The sequence below is a fragment of the Trinickia diaoshuihuensis genome, assembly GCF_003390925.1.
Lineage (GTDB): Bacteria > Pseudomonadota > Gammaproteobacteria > Burkholderiales > Burkholderiaceae > Trinickia > Trinickia diaoshuihuensis.
The window spans coordinates 76,840-95,351 of sequence record NZ_QUBS01000084.1 but is presented as its reverse complement, the minus strand read 5'-3'; the positions used below and the strand labels follow the sequence as shown (position 1 = coordinate 95,351).

Sequence of the window (18,512 nt, the reverse complement as noted above, 5' to 3'; positions counted from 1 at the left end):
GACCGATAATTCAATGAAACGCGTGGTTTTGTTTGCCTTATGGCTGGCTTGCGCGAACGTCTTTGCCGGCGAGCGCAGACCCGTTCTACTCGAAACACCGGTGACTTATGCTTCGGGCGCCGGCGTCGTCGACCGGGTCAAGGACGAGTGTCATATCGACGAGTTGCTTGCGCATCGCGTGGGCGACGCCCTGGGGCGGCTAAACCGAACCGGAGACGGAACGATCGACGCCAATAGCGCCCCCGGCGATGCCCAGGTGCTAAGACTGCAAATCTCCTACGTCATGGGGGTAGGCGGCGGCGCATGGACGGGGCCGAAGGCCATCTCGTTGTCCGCCGATCTGATCGATAACGGCAAAGTCGTGCGCCATGCGAAGTTCAAGCGCTGGTCCGTCGGCGGCGTGTGGGGCGCGTTCAAAGGCACGTGCTCGATTCTCGACCGCACCTCCGTGATCATCAGTAAAGATCTGCGTCGCTGGGTACATAACCCGCACTATGTGATCAAGGATGACGATGCGCCGCCGGAAGGGGCCTCTGCAACGGAGGCGGCGCCCTCGGCCGCGACCGACCGGGATAGCGGCGACAAGGAGGATTGAGCGAAAAACCGCGGGATTTTTCCCGAGTCGAAAACAAACAAGCTGCGTCGGCAGGCACACGAAGAATTTGTCTCGAGCAGGGCCGCGGCCCGCTCAGTCGACAGTGAACTGAAACAGGGCGCCGCGATCCACGGCCGCCTCGGCCCAGACGCGCCCGCCATGACGTTGGACGATGCGCTGAACGATAGACAAACCAATGCCGGTCCCCTCGAAATTGTCGACGCCGTGCAGCCGTTGAAACACACCGAACAGTTTCGTCGCGTTGCTCATGTCGAATCCGACGCCGTTGTCGCGAACAAAGTAAATGGTCTTCCCGGCCTCCTGGCGATAGCCGACTTCCACGCTGGCCTGCACTCTCGTGCGCGTGAACTTGAAGGCGTTGGACAACAAATTGACAAATACCTGCTTCAATAATGCGGGGTCGCCCATGGCCGCGGGCAGAGTATCCACACGCACTTCGACGCTCCGCTCCGGCTGCTGCATACGCAATTCATCGAGGACGCGCTGGACGAGTTCAGCCATATCGACAGCGCGCTTGGTGAGTGGCTGACGACTCAAGCGCGAAAACTCGAGCAAATCCGCGATAAGACGCTCCATGCGCTCGCCACCCGCGATCACATTTTCGAGCAACCGCCTTGCCTCGGGCTGCAACTGCGCCGCGTGGTCCTCGATCAGGATCCGCGAGAAGCCGTTGATCACCAGCAGCGGAGCGCGCAAATCATGCGAAACGGAATAGGAAAAAGCCTCCAATTCGCCATTGGCGGCTTCGAGCTTGGCCGCATGATCTCGCAGGCGCCGGTCCAGCTCGGCGTTCTCCAGCTTGAGCCGCCGCATCGCAAGCGCGCGAGAGAGCACCGGCAGGATGACGCTCAGCTTGAATGGCTTGAGGATGTAGTCGAGCGCACCCACCTTCATCGCCTCGACCGCCGTAGCGATCGTACCCTCGCCGGTCATGATGATGCCCACGAGATCGGGTTGGGTCTGGAGGGCAGCCTGCAACAGCGCGACGCCATTCATCTCCGGCATCATCAGGTCGGAGAGCAGCAGGTCGAACGGCGCGTCACGCAGCGCAGCGAGCGCGGGGGCGGCCGCTGTGAAGCCGGTCGTCTCATAGCCGTGTTCGCGCAGCGTGTCGCACAGTGCCTTCATCTGCGGCGCTTCGTCGTCCACGATCAGAAGACGTATTGCCTGGCCCTCGTGCGTCACTGTGCCGAGGTCGTACTTGGCCGGGCTCAAGATGGCACCTCATGGCAGCAAGACGCGAGGGCTTCGCGTAATTCACGCAGCTTGGGCGGCTTGCTGAGTACCCGGTTCACGTTCACCGGCTGCTCGCCGTTGTCGGCCAGGCGCTGCCCCCATCCGGTGAGCAGAATAACCGGGGTCGACGGCGAGGCCGCCTTCACCGCACCGGCGACTCTGCGCCCATCGATGTGCGGCATGCCGAGGTCGGTAATCACCACGCCGAACGGCTCACCGCGCTGGTGGGCAGACTGGAACGCTTCGATCCCGGCCTCACCGCCATTGGCTGCGACAACCCGGTGGCCATCGGTCTCGAGCGTGTCGCGCAACGACTTGAGCACCAGTGGATCGTCATCGACGATCAAGATGCGCTGAGGCGGCGGTGCCGTCGCCGGGGGCGCGGCTTGCACCAGCCCGGCAAGCGCCTCGGACACGGGAAACACCAGCCGTACGTTGGTGCCGTTGTCGAGTTCGCTCTCGATCTCGATTTCCGCCCCATGCCGTTGCGCGACGCCGTAGACCATGGCGAGGCCCAACCCCGTGCCGCGCTCACCTTTGGTGGTGAAGAAGGGCTCCAGGCAACGTCGACGCGTGTCCTCGTCCATACCAACGCCGGTGTCGCCAATTTCCACACATACTTGGCGCGGCATGGGCCCGCCATTGGGCTCCTGCCGGCCCGGTACCGCGCGGGTGCGCACGGTCAATACCCCGCCCTCCGGCATCGCATCGACCGCATTGAAGACGAGATTGATCAGGGCCTCGCGAATCTCGCTTTCCACGCCCATGGTATCGGGCAGATCGGGGGAAAACTCCGTCACCATCCGAATCACGGAGCCGCGCTGCTGCGGCATATCACTCCAGCGCGCCCGCGTGAGGTCGATGACCTGCTGCGCGAGCGTGTCCAGCCGAACCCGAGCCAGTGTCGCCTGGGGCTCATGCGAGCGGTAGAACTCGCGCATGCGCGAGACCGTCTTTGCCACATCGTCGATCGCCCGCTGAATGGTCTCGAGACACTGGCGGGCACGCACGCTCAGGTTTGCTTCCGTCTCCAATAGCGACTCGGTGTAGATCGCCACCGGCGAGATCGCATTATTGATGTCATGCGCAATGCCGCTTGCCATCTGTCCGAGCGCACGCAGCCGTTCCTGCTGCATCGCCGCCTGCTGCGTTTGGCGCAGATCGTCATAGGCGCGCTGCAGCGCCCCGTGAAGCTCGGCCTGATGCGCGGCGAGCGCGACGTGCTCACTCAATTGCCGAAGAAACTCGCACTCGCCGCTCGTGAAGCTCTGTGGCTGCCGGCGCGCCGCCAACAGGAGACCGAACACCTGACTTTCCACCAGAAGCGGCGCCATCACGACCGCGCGCAACCCGCCTCGTGCAAGCCGCTGCGCAAACGGCATTGGAACTTCCGAAACGTCGGGCTCGTAAACTAGGTGCCCGCCCAGGCAACGCGACAGGCCGTTTGCGTCGATCTCGACGCGCGCCTGCGCCGTCAACGCCAGTGATAGGGCGAGTGCCTCGCTGCCTACCCCGACGTGCGCGACGCTGAGCCAGTTCTGTCCCGGCTCGTGCAGGCAGACGCAGCCGAAGTCGGTGGGTAGATGCTCCTCCACGCGGCGCACCACGACCTGGAAGATACTTTTCAGATCCTGTCGCTCGCCGATAGCACGGGTGATCTGGTGCAGCAAATTGAGCCGTTCGAGCTGCGCGTGGGCCTTTTGCTTGGCCTGTCGCCGCACGGAGATTTCCGCTTCCAGCAGCCGATTTGCCGACTCGAGCTCGGCGGTCCGTTCCACCACGCGGCGTTCCAACTCGTCGTTCAATTGAGCGAGTGCGCGCTCGGCGCGGATACGTTCGAGCATGTCCGTCGATGCCATATGCATCAGCGTCAGCAGCACGAACAGGTAGCCGCAGATCTTGCCAAAGTGCGCCGCCATCGCCGGTGCGTCATCCGGCGCGCGGGAATAAAGCATCGCCAAGTGAGCCGAAAACAACACGACCGCCATGAGCGCGAGTATGGGCAATGCGCGCTCCTCGGCGCGTTGGCGCCAGCAGAGCCAACCGGTCGATACCCACAGCAACGGGACGAAGAGCAGACTAGGACGCGAAATCCCCAGCCAGTCGGGCGGCCCGTACCGCGGCAACGAGTCAAAGAGCGCGATGAGCCCCGCACCGAGCGCGAGCAGGACAGACGTGAACGCCGCCAGGTGCGCTTGGCCGGGGCGGGCGAGAAATAGAGCGCCCGCGATTCCGACGGGCAGCACGTATGCGGCCGGTGGCCAGGTGGAAGGCCTCAACAAGCGCTCCGCCTGCGCAATGGGGGCCAGCACGCCGGACCATTCCACGGCAACTAGGATGTGAATCAGCTCGAGCAGCGAGGTGACCGCGAAGCTGACGGCAATCCGCTTGGGCAGCGGGCGCTCCAGGCGCACGCCCATGTCCCAAAACAGTGACGCCAGCAGGCCCGAGAGCAGGAATCCCCCCGTATCCAGAATCGCATGGAGCTCGGGATAGTTCTTGTCCCCCGTCACCATAAGGAGCGCGCCGATCGACGCAAACGCGATCAGCGTACCGGTGACGCTTCGGGACAAGTTCGGCTGGCTGGTTGGCGAACCGGGCATTTGCGATTCTCTCCCGCGATCCCGCCCTTCAAATAGCAATGCGACTATCGCGGCATCGACTATGCTGGCGCAATTTCATCTGATTATAGGAGGAGCAAGAACATACTGCCGCTTCGTTGCGCCCTATTTCGGCCCATCGCCAAAATCATCGCCATCCCGCCTAATTCGAAGCTAATGTTCCCTACGGTTGGCTAGGCCGCGCACGCGCACGGGACTATCGAAAAACGCATAGAACATTAGACAAGCCCCGGCTTTCGTCGCCGCAAACTCTGGCGAAATAGCCTAAATTCTGCTCTATGATATGAAGATAGCGCGCCCTTTTCGAGCGGGCAGTCGCGCGATATCACACCGGCCGCGAAGCGTTCGTCTTCGTTGGCGTTAATGTATTTGCGCCCGCGTTTGTTGGCCGCGGGCGTTGACCCCTCGCCGAACTGCTGACACGGCACCGGGACGAAATCCCAGCCAGCCCATCTTCCGGTCAGCGAGCCTATTTATTGTCCGAATTCGCAGTTTTCAGCGTGCTGGTGCGTGCGCCAGACCACGTAGAGCACCGAAGCCATGACGACCGAATCGAGCCCGGAACTGCGGATATTGCTCCTCGAGGACACGCCTGAAGAGGCGGAGTTGATTTGTCGTGCGCTCACGAAAGCAAATATCGCTTTTGTCGCGGTCCGCGCCGCGACGAAGAATGAATTTATCAGCATCCTGCGAAAATCCCGGCCCGACATCGTGCTCTCCGATTACAACCTGCCCGACCTCAATGGCCGGCAGGCGCTCGCCATCGTGCAGCAGTACGACCGGACCGTGCCGGTGGTGATGGTGACCGGCGCGTTGGGCGACGACGAGGCGGTGGAACTGATCAAGGCAGGCGCGCGCGACTACGTGCTGAAGGACCGGCTTGCCCGCCTCGGCCCGGCGGTCCGGCGCGCACTGGCCGAAGAGGCGGAGTTGCGTCACCGCGAGGCCGCCGAGCAGGCGCTGACGGCCAGCGAGGAGAGGTTTCAGCTTGCGGTGAGCGGCGCGACCGCGGGGTTGTGGGATTGGAACGTACACACTGATGCGATCTATTTTTCCCCTCATTTCAAGGGAATCATGGGCTACGAAGATCATGAACTCCCTAACGAGAGGCAGGCGCATCTCGATGCGATCCACCGCGACGATATCGTCCGGGTGACTGAAGCGCTTAAAGCGCATCTGGAGCGCGGAAGCACCTACGATGTCGAGTACCGAGTACGTACCAAGTCGGGCGAGTTCCGCTGGATCGAGTCTCGCGGACAGGCCTTCCGCAATGAGAGTGGAGAGGCCCGGATGGTCGGCTGGATCATGGACATCTCGGAGCGCAAACGAAGCGAGGAGGCACTAAGGCTTTCGCGCGAGGAGCTACGGCGCCTGTCCTCACACATTCAGCATATCCGCGAGGAGGAAAAGGCACGCATCGCGCGCGAACTACACGACGACCTGGGGCAGCAGTTGACCGCGCTGAAGATGGCTGTAACCCTGGTGGACCACGACCTGAAGGACGCCTCGCCACGGTTATCGGGCGGCGACCTGCACGGCATGTCCTCGTTGATCGATCGCCTCGTCGACTCGGTACGGCGGATCGCCGCGGACCTGCGTCCCGTGATGCTCGACGATCTTGGCCTGATTCCTGCGATCGAGTGGCTGGCGGATGATTTTTCCGCGCGCTATCACGTGAGCGTGATACGCCGTATCGATGCACACGCGATCAGCTTCAATCGGGAAAGTGCGATCGAGGTCTTTCGCATGGTCCAGGAAGCGCTGACGAACGTCGCGCGCCATTCCGGCGCGACCGAGGTGGCGCTCGAGATCATCCGCGACGATACGCATTGCATCGTACGGATCGCCGACAACGGCCACGGTACGACTCGCGAGGCAAACCCAAGCCGCCGTTCGTTCGGTCTACTCGGAATGCGTGAGCGCGCCGCCCTCCTGGGCGGCGAGATTCAGATCCGCACCGCGCCGGGTTCAGGCTTTGAGCTGACCGCGATCCTCCCTCTCGAGGCAGTGGAAGCCGGGCAATGAGATGAGCGCGAGCGAGTCACGGGCGACGACACACAAGCGCGCGGCGCTATTTGCGTAGCAGCTCCATGTGAAGAGTGGAGGCGTCATGGACAAGACAGTGCAGCCGGACACGCCTCTTGACCCGCGGCGAGCCGTCGAGGCGAATTTCTCCAAGTTCCTCGAAGCAGCGCCCGATGCGATGATCGTCGTCGGTCAGGATGGCCAAATTATCCTCATCAACGGGCAGGCGGAGCAGCTCTTCGGCTATCCGCCGGCAGAGCTTATTGGCAGGCACGTGGAGGTGCTCATTCCCGAGCGCTTTCGCGGGGCACATCCGACGCATCGTCGCAACTACCTCGCACAGCCGAGGATTCGCGCCATGGGCTCCGACCTGACGCTTTACGGATTGCGCAAGGACAGTACCGAGTTCCCGATCGAGATCAGCCTGAGTCCGATCGAAACGGAAGAAGGGCTACTCGTTGTCTGCGCGATTCGCGACGTTACCGAGCGCAAGCGGGCGGAGGAAAAGTTCCGGGGCCTGCTCGAGTCGGCGCCCGATGCGGTCGTAATCGTCAACAGGTACGGCAACATCGTGCTCATCAACGCCCAGACCGAGAAGCTGTTTGGCTACGATCGGCGGGCGCTTCTCGGAGAGAAGGTCGAGAAGTTAATCCCTGAGCGCTTCCACGCCAACCACCCGCGATTCCGAGCCGACTTCTTTGCCGCGCCGAAAGTTCGGCCGATGGGCTCCGGGCTCGAACTCTTCGGCCTGCGTCAGGACGGCACCGAGTTCCCGATCGAAATCAGTTTGAGCCCGCTCGAGACGGAAGAAGGCATGCTCGTTTCGGCCTCCATCCGCGACAGCAGCGAGCGAAGAAAGGCCGAGGAGAAATTCCGAAGCCTCCTCGAGTCGGCGCCCGACGCGATGGTCATCGTCGACGAGGCGGGGCGGATCATCCTCGTGAACGCCCAGACTGAAAAGCTCTTCGGCTACGCCCGTCGCGAGTTGATCGGCCAATGGGTCGAGATGCTCATGCCGGAGCGGTTTCGTGGGAAGCACCTGGCGCACCGAACAGGTTTCTTCGCGGACCCGAGAGCGCGCGCGATGGGCTCCGGGCTCGAGTTGTTTGGGGTCCGCAAGGACGGCAGCGAGTTTCCGATCGAGATCAGCCTAAGCCCCATCACAACCGACGAGGGCGTCATCGTCTCTAGTGCGATCCGCGACATCACCGAGCGCAAGAAGGCCGACGAGCTTCGGGCGCAGCTAGCCGCCATCGTGGACTCCTCCGAGGACGCGATCATCGGCAAAAGTCTGGACGGCACGATCCGTAGCTGGAACTCCGGGGCCCAACGCATCTTCGGCTATGTCGCCGAAGAGATGATCGGCAAGCCGATATCGGTACTCCTGCCGCCCGGTCGGCAGGGAGAAGAACCGGCCATCATCGAGCGCCTCAAGCATGGCGAGCGCGTGGAAACGTTTGAGTCGGTGCGCCGCCGCAAGGACGGGCGAGACATCGACGTTTCGGTCACGATCTCGCCGATTCATGACTCGCGCGGGAACGTGGTTGGCGCGTCGAAGGTGGCTCGGGACATTTCCGCGAGCAAGCGCGCGGAAGAGGTCCTCGCCCGCGCCAAAGAGGCCACCGATGCCGCCAACCGCGAGCTGGAGGCGTTCAGCTACACGGTGGCGCACGATCTGCGCGCCCCCCTGCGCGGCATCGACGGCTTCAGCCAGGCGCTGCTCGAGGACTACTCCGCGAAGATCGACGAACAGGGGCAACGTCATCTGCGACGTGTGCGCGAATCGGCGCAGCACATGGCGGAGCTGATCGACTGCCTGCTCACGCTGGCTCGGGTCTCACGCAATGAGTTGCGGCACGAGCCGGTCAACCTGAGCGGGCTCGCCAATGCCGTCGCCGAACGGCTGAGGGTTTCGCAGCCTGAGCGCAGCGTCGAGTTCCTCATCGACGATGGGTTGACGGCTACGGGTGATCACCGTCTCCTTGGCGTCGTGCTGGACAACCTGCTCGGCAACGCGTGGAAGTTTACGCGCAAGCAACCGAGTGCCCGTATCGAGTTCGCTTCGATGCCGCAAGACGGGCAGCCGGTTTTCTATGTGCGGGACAACGGCGCGGGTTTCGATATGGCCTTCGCATCCAAGCTCTTCGGAGTATTCCAGAGACTGCATTCGGCAGACGAGTTCGAGGGAACGGGCGTCGGTCTCGCCACGGCCCAAAGAATCGTTCGGCGTCACGGCGGACACATTTGGGCCGAAGGCGAAGTGGGGCGCGGGGCTGCGTTCTACTTCACATTGAACGAAAGGAGTCCGAGAACATGAGCGAACAGCACGTGATCCTGCTCGTTGAAGACAACTCGATTGACGAAGAATTGACGCTGCGTGCTTTCAAGAAGAGCAACATCGCCAACAAAGTCGTCGTGGTCCGCGACGGAGCGGCCGCGCTCGATTACGTGTTCGTGCGCGGTCAGTATGCGAGCCGTGATATCACGGAGGTTCCGCAAGTGGTTCTTCTGGACTTGAAGCTTCCGAAGATCGACGGACTCGACGTCTTGCGCGCGATTAGGGCCGATGAACGGACCTGCCACCTTCCAGTGGTCATCCTGACATCCTCGAAGGAGGACAGGGACTTGATAAGCGGGTATGAATCCGGTGCCAATAGCTACATTGTCAAGCCGGTCGACTTTACGCAGTTCGCCGAAGCGGTGCAGCGGCTGGGGGTCTATTGGATGGTGCTCAACCAGCGGCCACCTGCGTCGATTGCATGACGGCGGCATCGCGGGAGGTCCGGGTAAAGAAAAAGCCCGTCTGCTGAGAACAGACGGGCCTCGAACAACAAAATTCGACTTAATGAATCTTAGAACGGAATATCGTCGTCCATATCATCGAGCCCGCCGCCGCCCGCCGGCTGGCTCGGGCGGCTAGCACCGCCGCCACCGCCGCTGCGTCCACCGCCGCCGCTCATCGCGCGGCCGCCGCCGCGCGATTCCGACGACTCGCGGCTATAGCCGAGGTCATCGCCCCCACCCATCCCGCCGCCGCCGCCACCGCCACCGCCGCCGCCCGCACCGCCGCGGCCGCCCAGCATCTGCATTTGATCGGCGACGATTTCCGTCGAATAACGATCTTGCCCGTCCTGGCCTTGCCACTTGCGGGTACGCAAACGCCCCTCGATATAAACCGACGAGCCTTTCTTCAAGTATTCGCCGACGATCTCGGCCAGACGCCCAAAAAACGCGACGCGGTGCCACTCCGTCGCTTCCTTGAATTCACCCGATGCCTTGTCCTTGTAGCGATCCGTCGTCGCAAGCCGGATGTTGGCGATGGCGTCCCCGCTCGGCAGGTAACGAATTTCGGGATCGGCGCCGAGATTGCCGACGAGGATGACCTTGTTTACGGATGCCATGTATCTCTCCAATTAATCCATTTGCGCAGCCGCGCCCGCTGCCCGGGCGCACGGCGCGCGACGCCGCCAGGCCCTCAAGCCTTACGCGGCGCCTTCATGTTGGCGGCGATTATAAGCCACCCCAATACGAGCCCGGAGCAAGCAAAAAACACCGCGTTCTGCCCCGCCGATTTCATTAGCCAACCGCCCACGACTCCACCCAAGGCAAGACCGATCGACTGTGTCGTGTTGTAGACGCCGGCAGCCGCCCCCTTGCGCGTACCCGGCGCCAACTTCGACACGAGCGACGGTTGCGACGCCTCGAGAATATTGAAGCCCAAAAAGTAGACGAACAAAATCGCAGCCACCGATAAGATCGTATGCGGCGCCAGTCCGAGGAGCAATTGTCCGATTAGGATAAGCGCGATCGCACCGCACAAGACGGGCTTCATCTTGCCCCGTTTCTCGGCCGCGATGATCGCCGGCACCATCATGACGAACGACAAGCCCATCACGGGCAAATAAACTTCCCAGTGCGAAGCGACGGGCAAGCCGCCCGCCACGAGAATCCGGGGCACCACCAAAAACAGCGCCGTTTGCGTCGCATGCAGCACCAACACCCCGAAGTTCAGCCGCAGCAATTCGACGTTATGCAGCACCTCGGCGAACGGCGCGCGCACGTGCACGGGCTTGGGCGCGTCCGGCACGATCCAGAGCACGACGCCGACCGCGAGCAGCGAGAGCACGCCCACGAGCGCGAACAGCCCGTTCATGCCCACCCACTGATAAACGATCGGCGCGCCCACGATTGCGATCGCGAACGAGACGCCGATGCTGCCGCCCACCATGGCCATCGCCTTCGTGCGATGTTCTTCGGCGGTGAGATCGGCGATAAACGCGATGACGGCCGAGGACACGGCCCCCATCCCCTGAATCACGCGGCCCACGATAATCCAAGTCATGTCGTGCGCCATCGCCGCGACGAAGCTGCCGAGCGCGAACATCAACAGTCCCGCGGCGATGACGGGCTTACGCCCGAGCTTATCCGACGCCCATCCGTAAAAGATGTAGAGCAGCGACTGCGTCACCCCGTAAGCGCCGAGCGCAATGCCGACCAGCAACACGTTATCGCCGCCCGGAATCGTCTTCGCGTACACGGAAAAGACCGGCATGATCATGAACAGGCCGAGCATGCGCAGCGCGAAAATCCCGGCGAGCGATACGGTTGCGCGCATCTCGGGCGCGCTCATACGCGAAGAAGTAACGGACGGATTGGACATCGGAGCGAGCTAGGGGGAACCGAACCGGCGCCGTTGCTGTGTCCCGTTCCCAAGCCGGTTCGCCGCAGCAGGTCGCGAGCGAACGTAACGAGCGCGGGACTTTCAGCTTTCGTTTGCCCGTCGCTGTAAGGACGCCGTAACGGCGGTCTGGAAAAGTCGTTATAGTAGCAGGTTTGGCCCCTCCCTCTTGCCAGGTTCATGGAACAGATTCGCATCCGTGGGGCGCGCACCCACAACCTGAAGAACGTCAATCTCGACCTGCCACGGCATCAACTGATCGTGATCACCGGCCTGTCCGGCTCGGGCAAGTCGTCGCTCGCGTTCGACACCCTTTATGCCGAGGGTCAGCGCCGATATGTGGAAAGCCTCTCGGCCTACGCGCGCCAGTTCCTGCAATTGATGGAGAAGCCCGACGTCGATCTGATCGAGGGCCTTTCGCCCGCCATTTCGATCGAACAAAAGGCGACGTCTCACAATCCGCGTTCGACGGTGGGCACCGTCACCGAGATCCACGATTACCTGCGTTTGCTGTACGCCCGCGTCGGTACACCCTACTGCCCGGAGCATGAGATCGCGCTCGAGGCGCAAAGCGTCTCGCAGATGGTCGACGCGGTGCTCGCCTTGCCCGAGGAGACGAAGCTCATGATCCTCGCGCCCGTCGTGGCGAACCGCAAGGGCGAGCACGCGGAATTGTTCGAGCAGATGCAGGCGCAAGGTTTCATCCGGTTCCGCATCCGCTCGGGCGGCGGCGCGGCCAACGAGGGAACGGCGCAAATCTACGAGATCGATTCGCTGCCCAAGCTCAAGAAGAACGACAAGCATTCGATCGACGTCGTCGTCGATCGCTTGAAGGTGCGCCCGGACATCAAGCAGCGTTTGGCCGAATCGTTCGAAACGGCCCTGCGTCTGGCCGACGGCCGCGCGATCGCGCTCGAAATGGATACGGGCGAAGCGCACCTGTTCAGCTCGAAGTTCGCGTGCCCGATCTGCTCCTACTCGCTGCCCGAACTCGAGCCGCGGCTATTCTCGTTCAACAATCCGATGGGCGCCTGCCCCGATTGCGACGGGCTTGGCCAGATCACGTTCTTCGATCCGAAACGCGTGGTCGCGCATCCCACGCTGTCGCTCGCGGCCGGGGCCGTTAAAGGCTGGGACCGGCGCAATCAGTTCTACTTCCAGATGCTGCAAAGCCTCGCGGCCTATTACGAGTTCGATATCGATACGCCGTTCGAGGAATTGCCCGAGAAAATCCGCAAGCTGATCTTGTTCGGCTCGGGCAAGGAACAGATTCCGTTCTCCTATATCAACGAGCGCGGCCGGGCGACGGTCCGGGAACACGTCTTCGAAGGCATCATCCCGAATCTCGAACGCCGCTATCGCGAAACCGACTCGGCGGCCGTCCGGGAGGAACTCGCGAAATATCAGAACAATCAGGCGTGCCCCTCGTGCCACGGCACGCGGCTGCGGCAAGAAGCGCGCTTCGTGCGCCTGGGCGCCGATGGCGACGCGCGCGCGATCTACGAAGTGAGCGGCTGGCCGCTGCGCGACGCGCTCGGCTACTTCCAAACGCTCAAGCTCGAAGGCGCCAAGCGCGAAATCGGCGAGAAGGTCGTCAAGGAAATCGTCGCGCGTCTGATGTTTCTGAACAACGTCGGGCTCGACTATCTGTCGCTCGAACGCAGCGCCGACACCCTCTCGGGCGGCGAGGCGCAGCGCATCCGGCTGGCCTCGCAGATCGGCTCGGGCTTGACCGGCGTCATGTACGTGCTCGACGAACCGTCGATCGGCCTGCATCAGCGCGACAACGACCGCCTGATCGCCACGCTCAAGCATCTGCGCGACTTGGGCAACTCGGTCATCGTCGTCGAACACGACGAGGACATGATCCGCATGGCCGATTACGTCGTGGACATGGGCCCCGGCGCGGGCGAGCACGGCGGCATGGTCATCGCCGAGGGCACGCCCAAGCAGGTGCAGGCCGATCCGGCTTCGCTCACGGGCCAGTACCTCGTGGGCCAGCGGCGTATCGAGTTTCCGGACGAGCGCAAGGAGCCCGACGAGCGGCGCCTGCGGATCGTCGAGGCGCACGGCAACAATTTGAAGCACGTCACGCTCGATCTGCCGGTCGGGCTGCTGACCTGCGTGACGGGCGTATCGGGCTCGGGCAAATCGACGCTGATCAACGATACGCTCTACCACGCCGTCGCGCAGCATCTCTACGGCTCGTCGACCGAGCCCGCGCCGTACGAGCAGATCGAGGGCCTAGAGCACTTCGATAAGGTCATCAACGTCGATCAATCGCCGATCGGACGCACGCCGCGCTCGAATCCGGCGACCTACACGGGTTTGTTCACGCCGATCCGCGAATTGTTCGCCGGCGTGCCCTCCGCGAAGGAACGCGGCTACGATCCGGGCCGCTTCTCGTTCAACGTGAAGGGCGGGCGGTGCGAAGCATGCCAAGGCGATGGCGTGCTCAAGGTGGAGATGCACTTTCTGCCCGATGTCTACGTTCCGTGCGACGTCTGCCACGGCAAGCGCTACAACCGCGAAACGCTGGAAGTCCAGTACAAAGGCAAGAACATCAGCGAAGTGCTCGACATGACGGTCGAGCATGCTTACGAGTTCTTCAGCGCCGTACCCGTCATCGCGCGCAAACTGAAGACGCTGCTCGACGTCGGGCTCGGCTATATCCGGCTCGGCCAATCGGCCACGACGCTCTCCGGCGGCGAGGCCCAGCGCGTGAAGCTCTCGCTGGAGTTGTCCAAACGCGACACGGGACGCACGCTTTATATTCTCGACGAGCCCACGACGGGCCTACACTTCCACGATATCGCGCTGCTTTTGGAAGTGATTCACCGGCTGCGAGATCATGGCAATACGGTCGTCATCATCGAGCATAATCTCGATGTGATAAAAACAGCGGACTGGGTCATCGATCTCGGTCCGGAAGGCGGGGCGGGCGGCGGGCAAATCATCGCCCAGGGTACGCCCGAGCAAGTCGCGAAGTCGAAGGCGAGCTTTACCGGCCGCTATCTCGCACCGCTGCTCGAGCGCCGCTGATCGCGATGCGCGTTAGCGGCCGGCACGACCCGATGCCGCGCCGCGCGAATGGGTTGGACAGTTGGAGACTTAAAACATCATGGCTAAGCGCAACGAGGCCCCCGAAGACGTCCGCATCCGCGAGGTCGGCGGACGTCCCGTACGGCTCACGAGCGACATGAGCTTGCCGAAGCTGTCCGCCGTCGAAATCGGCAGCTACGCCCTCGCGCTATTCGGCATGTGGGTGGTACTGCACTTCAAGCTGCTCGGTGCGCTGCTGGGCGGCATGCTCGTTTATCAACTCGTCCATACGCTCGCGCCCGGCATCGAACGGCACATGTCGGGGCAGCGCGCGCGTTGGGTCGCCGTCGTCGTCATCGCAGCCGTCGTGGTCGGCGCCCTGGCGGGCATTGCGATCGGGATCGTCGAGCACTTCGAGCATACGGTGCCCAACATCCAGAACCTGATGTCGCAGGTGATGCAAATCGTCGATCAAGCGCGTCTGCGCTTGCCCGAGTGGCTATCGGCGATGCTGCCCGGCGACGTGTCGCAAATGAAGCAAAAAGCCGGCATGCTCATGCAAACGCATATGAGCCAGTTGCAGCAAGGCGGCAAGAACGTGGCACGCGGCTTCGGGCATGTTTTGTTCGGCATGATCATCGGCGCGATGATCGCGATCACGAGCGAGCGGCACGTGCAGCGGCTGCCGCTCTCGACCGCCCTCGCCTCGCGCGCCACCCGCTTTGCGGACGCGTTCCGGCGCATCGTCTTCGCCCAAGTGAAGATCTCGACGATCAACGCGGTGTTCACGGCGCTCTATCTGCTCGTCGCCCTGCCGCTTTTTCATCAGCGGCTCCCGCTGTCGAAAACCCTCGTTCTCGTCACCTTCATCGCCGGTTTGCTGCCGGTGATCGGCAATCTGATTTCGAACACGCTGATCGTGGCCGTCTCGCTCGCGGTAAGCCTGCCGACGGCCATCTCCTCGCTTGTCTTTCTGATTCTGATTCACAAGTTCGAGTACTTCTTGAACGCGAGAATCGTGGGAGGGCAGATCGAGGCGCGCGCATGGGAGCTGCTGCTCGCCATGCTCGTGATGGAAGCGGCGGCCGGCGTGCCCGGCGTGATCGCCGCACCGATTTTCTATGCGTACATCAAGCGCGAATTGATCTACCTGCGGTTGATCTAGCGCGCCGCCGCGGAAGCCGCCACGACGGCGGCGCCGCGCGGGCCCTCAACGGAAAACGACCGTCTTCGTTCCGTTCAACACGATCCGATGCTCGACGTGCCACTTCACCGCACGTGCGAGCGTCACGCATTCCACGTCGCGGCCGATCGCCGTCAGTTGATCGGGCGTCATGCTGTGATCGACGCGCTCCACTTCCTGCTCGATGATCGGGCCTTCGTCGAGGTCGGTCGTCACGTAATGCGCCGTCGCGCCGATCAGCTTCACGCCGCGGTCGAAGGCCTGGTAGTAAGGCTTCGCGCCTTTGAAACTCGGCAAGAACGAGTGATGAATGTTGATCGCGCGTCCGGCCAGGTGCTCGCAAAGGTTCGGCGACAAGATCTGCATGTACCGCGCGAGCACGACGAGATCGGCGCCATGCTGATCGATGACCTCCAGCACGCGCGCTTCCTGCGCGGCCTTCGCCGCACCCGTCGATTCCGTCAACGGGAAGTGATGGAACGGGATGTCGTAGCTCGCGGCCAGTTGGTAAAAGTCCTTGTGGTTCGAGATGATGGCCGGAATCTCGATCGGCAGTTGGCCCGTGCGATAGCGGAACAGCAGGTCGTTCAAGCAATGGCCGATCTTGGAGACCATGATGACGACCTTGGGCTTGAGCGCGGCGTCGTGAATCTCCCAGCGCATCGAAAATTCGTCGGCGAGCGTCGAAAACGCCTCGCGCAACGCGTCGAGGCCCGGGTCGCCGCCCACTTGCTGGAAGTGGACTCGCATGAAAAACTCGCCCGTGTGACTGTCGCCGAATTGCGCCGAGTCGAGAATATTGGCGCCGCGCTCGAACAAAAAACCCGAGACCGCGTGAACGATGCCGGGCCGGTCGGGGCACGACAGTTTCAGAATGAAGCTGTGTTGGGTCGACATATGACCTCTGAACTCCTGTGATGGATACGCGCCGTGCCGCTCAGGGCGTGACGAGCGGCGCGGCGAAAAGCGATTCGATGCCGGTACATGCGTCCTCGTCGATCCAGCGATGACGCAACATGCAGTCGAGCGTCGCCAGGCTCGCGTCGACCGTCATTTGGCCGTCCTCGATCCAGCGCGCGACTTCGTCGATGCGCGCGAGCCGGTGCTCGCCGACCTCGCCGTCTTGGTTGCGCGGCGAAAAGTCCTCGGGCAACGGCAAGTCGTAGACGAATACCTGCTCGGCCTGCGTACCCTCGGGCAGCGATTGCAGCACGTGCACGACGCGCCCGGGCTCGGCCCGCGCCGCGAGCGTGGCCTCGATGCCGGCTTCCTCCCAGCATTCCTTGACGATCGTCTCTTCGATCGAAAAGCCCCAGCCGATTCCGCCGGCGACGACGTTATCGAGCATGCCCGGATCGGTCGCCTTCGTTTCGCTGCGGCGAGCGATCCAAAGCTGCGGCGCGCGATCGGCATATTTTACGATGCCGTTCAAATGCACCGCGTACGTCATCGTGCCGAAAAACCGCGCCGCGGCTCGCTCGATAAAGGCGAGCGGCTCGCCGTCGAACGAATTGCGAATCGCATAGGTCTCGTCGCGCCAACCGTGAATGCGCCCCTGGGCCGCCAGGGCACCGATCACCGTCGCGAGCGCGGCCGAACGGCGGTTCGCATCGACGTCGAAACGCGCGGCGAGCGTCACGCCCGCAGCATCGATTTCGAACACGTCGGGCCATTGCGCGAGCAACGGCACGTCGCTTTCGCGAATCCAGCCGACTTGCTCGGCCGACATCACCAAGGGCCGGTGCGCGCTCGGGTCGAAGCGGCGCGCGCGGGCGATACACGACAAACTCATGACATTCCTCGAACGACGGTTATCGATCGGCGCGCTCAGTCGCGCAGCGCCACGCGTAAGCCAAGCGCGATGAAAGTCGCCCCGGCGAGCCGATCGAGCCAAACGCCCGCTTTGGGCCGACGCTTGAGCCAGCCGCCGAGCGTGCCGGCGAACACGCCGAACAGCGAGAAGATTGCAAGCGTTTGCAGCATGAAGACGAGGCCTAGCTCGATCATCTGCACGGCGACGCGCTGCGAGCCGCTCGGATCGACGAACTGAGGCAGAAAAACGACGAAGAACAACGTCACCTTCGGATTCATCATGTTGCCGATCACGCTCTGGCGGAAGACGGCCGCGAGCGGCTGCGGCGGCCTGTCGTGTGCGCTCGCCAGACCACGGCTCGTCAACGCCTTGATACCGATCCAAATCAGATACAGCCCCCCGGCGATTTTGACGATCTGGAAGGCCAGCGGCGACGAACGCAGCAGCGCCGCCACGCCCAATGCGGCGAGCGTCGTATGAAACGTCAGGCCGGCGGCAAAACCGAGCGCGGCCACGAGTCCCGCGGCGCGCCCCTGCGAGATGCCGCGTGCCAGCACCTGCAGATTGTCGGGACCGGGCGCAGCCGTGACTGCGATCGAGGCGGCAAGAAAAAGCGGAAGATTCGGCATGTTTTCGCTCAGAACAAGACGAGGGCTAGCGTGCAAACCATCAATGCCCGCTGAACTGCGTGACCGTATAAAGCGGCAGACCGCTTTCGCGCAATAGCTTGGAGCCGCCCAAATCGGGCAGATCGACGATTGCCGCACCTTCGACCACGACGGCGCCGAGCCGCTCGAGCAGCTTCTTGCCCGCCATCATCGTGCCGCCCGTGGCGATCAGATCGTCCACGATGACGACACGCTCGCCGGGGCCGCAGGCATCCTCGTGAATTTCCACCGTGGCCGTACCGTATTCGAGCGAATACGACTCAGACACGGTCTTGTACGGCAGCTTGCCGATCTTGCGGATTGGAATGAAGCCGATGTTCAACTCATAGGCGACGATCGGCGCGATGATGAAGCCGCGCGCATCGAGCCCGGCCACGTAGTCGAGCTTGGCTTCGACATAGCGCTCGATGAAGAGATCGATCAGGACGCGCAACGTCTTGGGCCGCTGGAGCAGCGGCGTGATGTCGCGAAACTGCACGCCGGGCAGCGGCCAATCCGGAACCGTGCGAATTTGGCTCTTGATGAACGCGGGGGCGTCGAGAGGCGCATCCGCGGGCGCATGGGACATGAAATTCTCCGCTGGCAAGTGATTGGCTCGCGCGCGGCGAGCAAGTCGTTTTAGAGGTATAT

Annotated in this window: 14 protein-coding genes; 6 read left to right on the top strand and 8 right to left on the bottom strand. The window is 62.8% G+C overall.

What is annotated here, in order from left to right; genetic code table 11:
- Window positions 1-13: 13 nt before the first annotated feature.
- A complete protein-coding gene (locus DXT59_RS22405) occupies window positions 14-595 on the top strand; it encodes a hypothetical protein (protein WP_116139247.1) in 582 nt (193 codons plus the stop codon).
- 93 nt (window positions 596-688) lie between these two features.
- Here the strand turns inward: DXT59_RS22405 and DXT59_RS22400 are convergent, their stop codons facing one another.
- Window positions 689-1,831, bottom strand: a complete 1,143-nt coding sequence (locus tag DXT59_RS22400) for a sensor histidine kinase (protein WP_240324624.1) — start codon at window positions 1,829-1,831, stop codon at window positions 689-691.
- On the bottom strand, window positions 1,828-4,455 hold the full coding sequence (locus DXT59_RS22395; protein WP_205417465.1) for an ATP-binding protein: 2,628 nt from the start codon (window positions 4,453-4,455) through the stop codon (window positions 1,828-1,830). Before DXT59_RS22395 ends, DXT59_RS22400 begins: the two co-directional genes overlap by 4 nt.
- 558 nt (window positions 4,456-5,013) lie before the next feature.
- Between DXT59_RS22395 and DXT59_RS22390 the strand changes: the two genes are divergently transcribed.
- From DXT59_RS22390 to DXT59_RS22380, 3 genes are all read left to right on the top strand, one after another.
- Window positions 5,014-6,498, top strand: a complete 1,485-nt coding sequence (locus DXT59_RS22390) for a hybrid sensor histidine kinase/response regulator (RefSeq protein ID WP_116139245.1) — start codon at window positions 5,014-5,016, stop codon at window positions 6,496-6,498.
- An 85-nt stretch (window positions 6,499-6,583) separates the two neighbouring features.
- The gene (locus DXT59_RS22385) at window positions 6,584-8,815 is read left to right on the top strand and encodes a PAS domain-containing sensor histidine kinase (protein WP_116139243.1); all 2,232 of its coding nucleotides are present in this window, start codon (window positions 6,584-6,586) and stop codon (window positions 8,813-8,815) included.
- On the top strand, window positions 8,812-9,261 hold the full coding sequence (locus tag DXT59_RS22380; protein ID WP_116139241.1) for a response regulator: 450 nt from the start codon (window positions 8,812-8,814) through the stop codon (window positions 9,259-9,261). Before DXT59_RS22385 ends, DXT59_RS22380 begins: the two co-directional genes overlap by 4 nt.
- Window positions 9,262-9,350: 89 nt before the next feature.
- On the opposite strand, the gene DXT59_RS22375 is transcribed toward DXT59_RS22380, so the two are convergent.
- On the bottom strand, window positions 9,351-9,899 hold the full coding sequence (locus tag DXT59_RS22375) for a single-stranded DNA-binding protein (protein ID WP_116139239.1): 549 nt from the start codon (window positions 9,897-9,899) through the stop codon (window positions 9,351-9,353).
- 74 nt (window positions 9,900-9,973) lie between these two features.
- A complete protein-coding gene (locus DXT59_RS22370; protein ID WP_162878211.1) occupies window positions 9,974-11,128 on the bottom strand; it encodes an MFS transporter in 1,155 nt (384 codons plus the stop codon).
- 228 nt (window positions 11,129-11,356) lie between these two features.
- Here DXT59_RS22370 and uvrA point away from each other — a divergent pair, with 228 nt between their 5' ends.
- Window positions 11,357-14,218 (top strand): excinuclease ABC subunit UvrA, encoded by a 2,862-nt coding sequence (gene uvrA / locus DXT59_RS22365; RefSeq protein WP_116139235.1) that lies wholly within the window; start codon window positions 11,357-11,359, stop codon window positions 14,216-14,218.
- A gap of 79 nt (window positions 14,219-14,297) precedes the next feature.
- Complete coding sequence (locus DXT59_RS22360) at window positions 14,298-15,383, top strand: AI-2E family transporter (protein WP_116139233.1); 1,086 nt, start codon at window positions 14,298-14,300, stop codon at window positions 15,381-15,383.
- Between the two features lie 45 nt (window positions 15,384-15,428).
- Here DXT59_RS22360 and purU read toward each other — a convergent pair whose 3' ends face one another.
- Genes purU through DXT59_RS22340 form a run of 4 tightly spaced genes read right to left on the bottom strand, consistent with a single transcriptional unit; the run spans window position 15,429 to window position 18,450 of the window.
- Complete coding sequence (gene purU / locus DXT59_RS22355) at window positions 15,429-16,298, bottom strand: formyltetrahydrofolate deformylase (RefSeq protein ID WP_116139231.1); 870 nt, start codon at window positions 16,296-16,298, stop codon at window positions 15,429-15,431.
- A gap of 40 nt (window positions 16,299-16,338) precedes the next feature.
- Window positions 16,339-17,193, bottom strand: a complete 855-nt coding sequence (locus DXT59_RS22350; protein ID WP_116139229.1) for an NUDIX hydrolase — start codon at window positions 17,191-17,193, stop codon at window positions 16,339-16,341.
- 35 nt (window positions 17,194-17,228) lie between these two features.
- Window positions 17,229-17,843, bottom strand: a complete 615-nt coding sequence (locus DXT59_RS22345) for a LysE family translocator (protein ID WP_116139227.1) — start codon at window positions 17,841-17,843, stop codon at window positions 17,229-17,231.
- 40 nt (window positions 17,844-17,883) lie between these two features.
- Window positions 17,884-18,450 (bottom strand): adenine phosphoribosyltransferase, encoded by a 567-nt coding sequence (locus tag DXT59_RS22340; RefSeq protein WP_116139225.1) that lies wholly within the window; start codon window positions 18,448-18,450, stop codon window positions 17,884-17,886.
- Between the last annotated feature and the right edge of the window lie 62 nt (window positions 18,451-18,512).

What these genes read in the sequence shown, in the direction of transcription:
- DXT59_RS22375 (WP_116139239.1), bottom strand. Translation starts at nt 9,899, where the DNA reads ATGGCATCCGTAAACAAGGTCATCCTCGTCGGCAATCTCGGCGCCGAT.
- uvrA (WP_116139235.1), top strand. Translation starts at nt 11,357, where the DNA reads ATGGAACAGATTCGCATCCGTGGGGCGCGCACCCACAACCTGAAGAAC.
- DXT59_RS22395 (WP_205417465.1), bottom strand. Translation starts at nt 4,455, where the DNA reads ATGCCCGGTTCGCCAACCAGCCAGCCGAACTTGTCCCGAAGCGTCACC.
- purU (WP_116139231.1), bottom strand. Translation starts at nt 16,298, where the DNA reads ATGTCGACCCAACACAGCTTCATTCTGAAACTGTCGTGCCCCGACCGG.
- DXT59_RS22390 (WP_116139245.1), top strand. Translation starts at nt 5,014, where the DNA reads ATGACGACCGAATCGAGCCCGGAACTGCGGATATTGCTCCTCGAGGAC.
- DXT59_RS22370 (WP_162878211.1), bottom strand. Translation starts at nt 11,128, where the DNA reads ATGAGCGCGCCCGAGATGCGCGCAACCGTATCGCTCGCCGGGATTTTC.
- DXT59_RS22385 (WP_116139243.1), top strand. Translation starts at nt 6,584, where the DNA reads ATGGACAAGACAGTGCAGCCGGACACGCCTCTTGACCCGCGGCGAGCC.
- DXT59_RS22345 (WP_116139227.1), bottom strand. Translation starts at nt 17,843, where the DNA reads ATGCCGAATCTTCCGCTTTTTCTTGCCGCCTCGATCGCAGTCACGGCT.
- DXT59_RS22380 (WP_116139241.1), top strand. Translation starts at nt 8,812, where the DNA reads ATGAGCGAACAGCACGTGATCCTGCTCGTTGAAGACAACTCGATTGAC.
- DXT59_RS22405 (WP_116139247.1), top strand. Translation starts at nt 14, where the DNA reads ATGAAACGCGTGGTTTTGTTTGCCTTATGGCTGGCTTGCGCGAACGTC.
- DXT59_RS22350 (WP_116139229.1), bottom strand. Translation starts at nt 17,193, where the DNA reads ATGAGTTTGTCGTGTATCGCCCGCGCGCGCCGCTTCGACCCGAGCGCG.
- DXT59_RS22340 (WP_116139225.1), bottom strand. Translation starts at nt 18,450, where the DNA reads ATGTCCCATGCGCCCGCGGATGCGCCTCTCGACGCCCCCGCGTTCATC.
- DXT59_RS22360 (WP_116139233.1), top strand. Translation starts at nt 14,298, where the DNA reads ATGGCTAAGCGCAACGAGGCCCCCGAAGACGTCCGCATCCGCGAGGTC.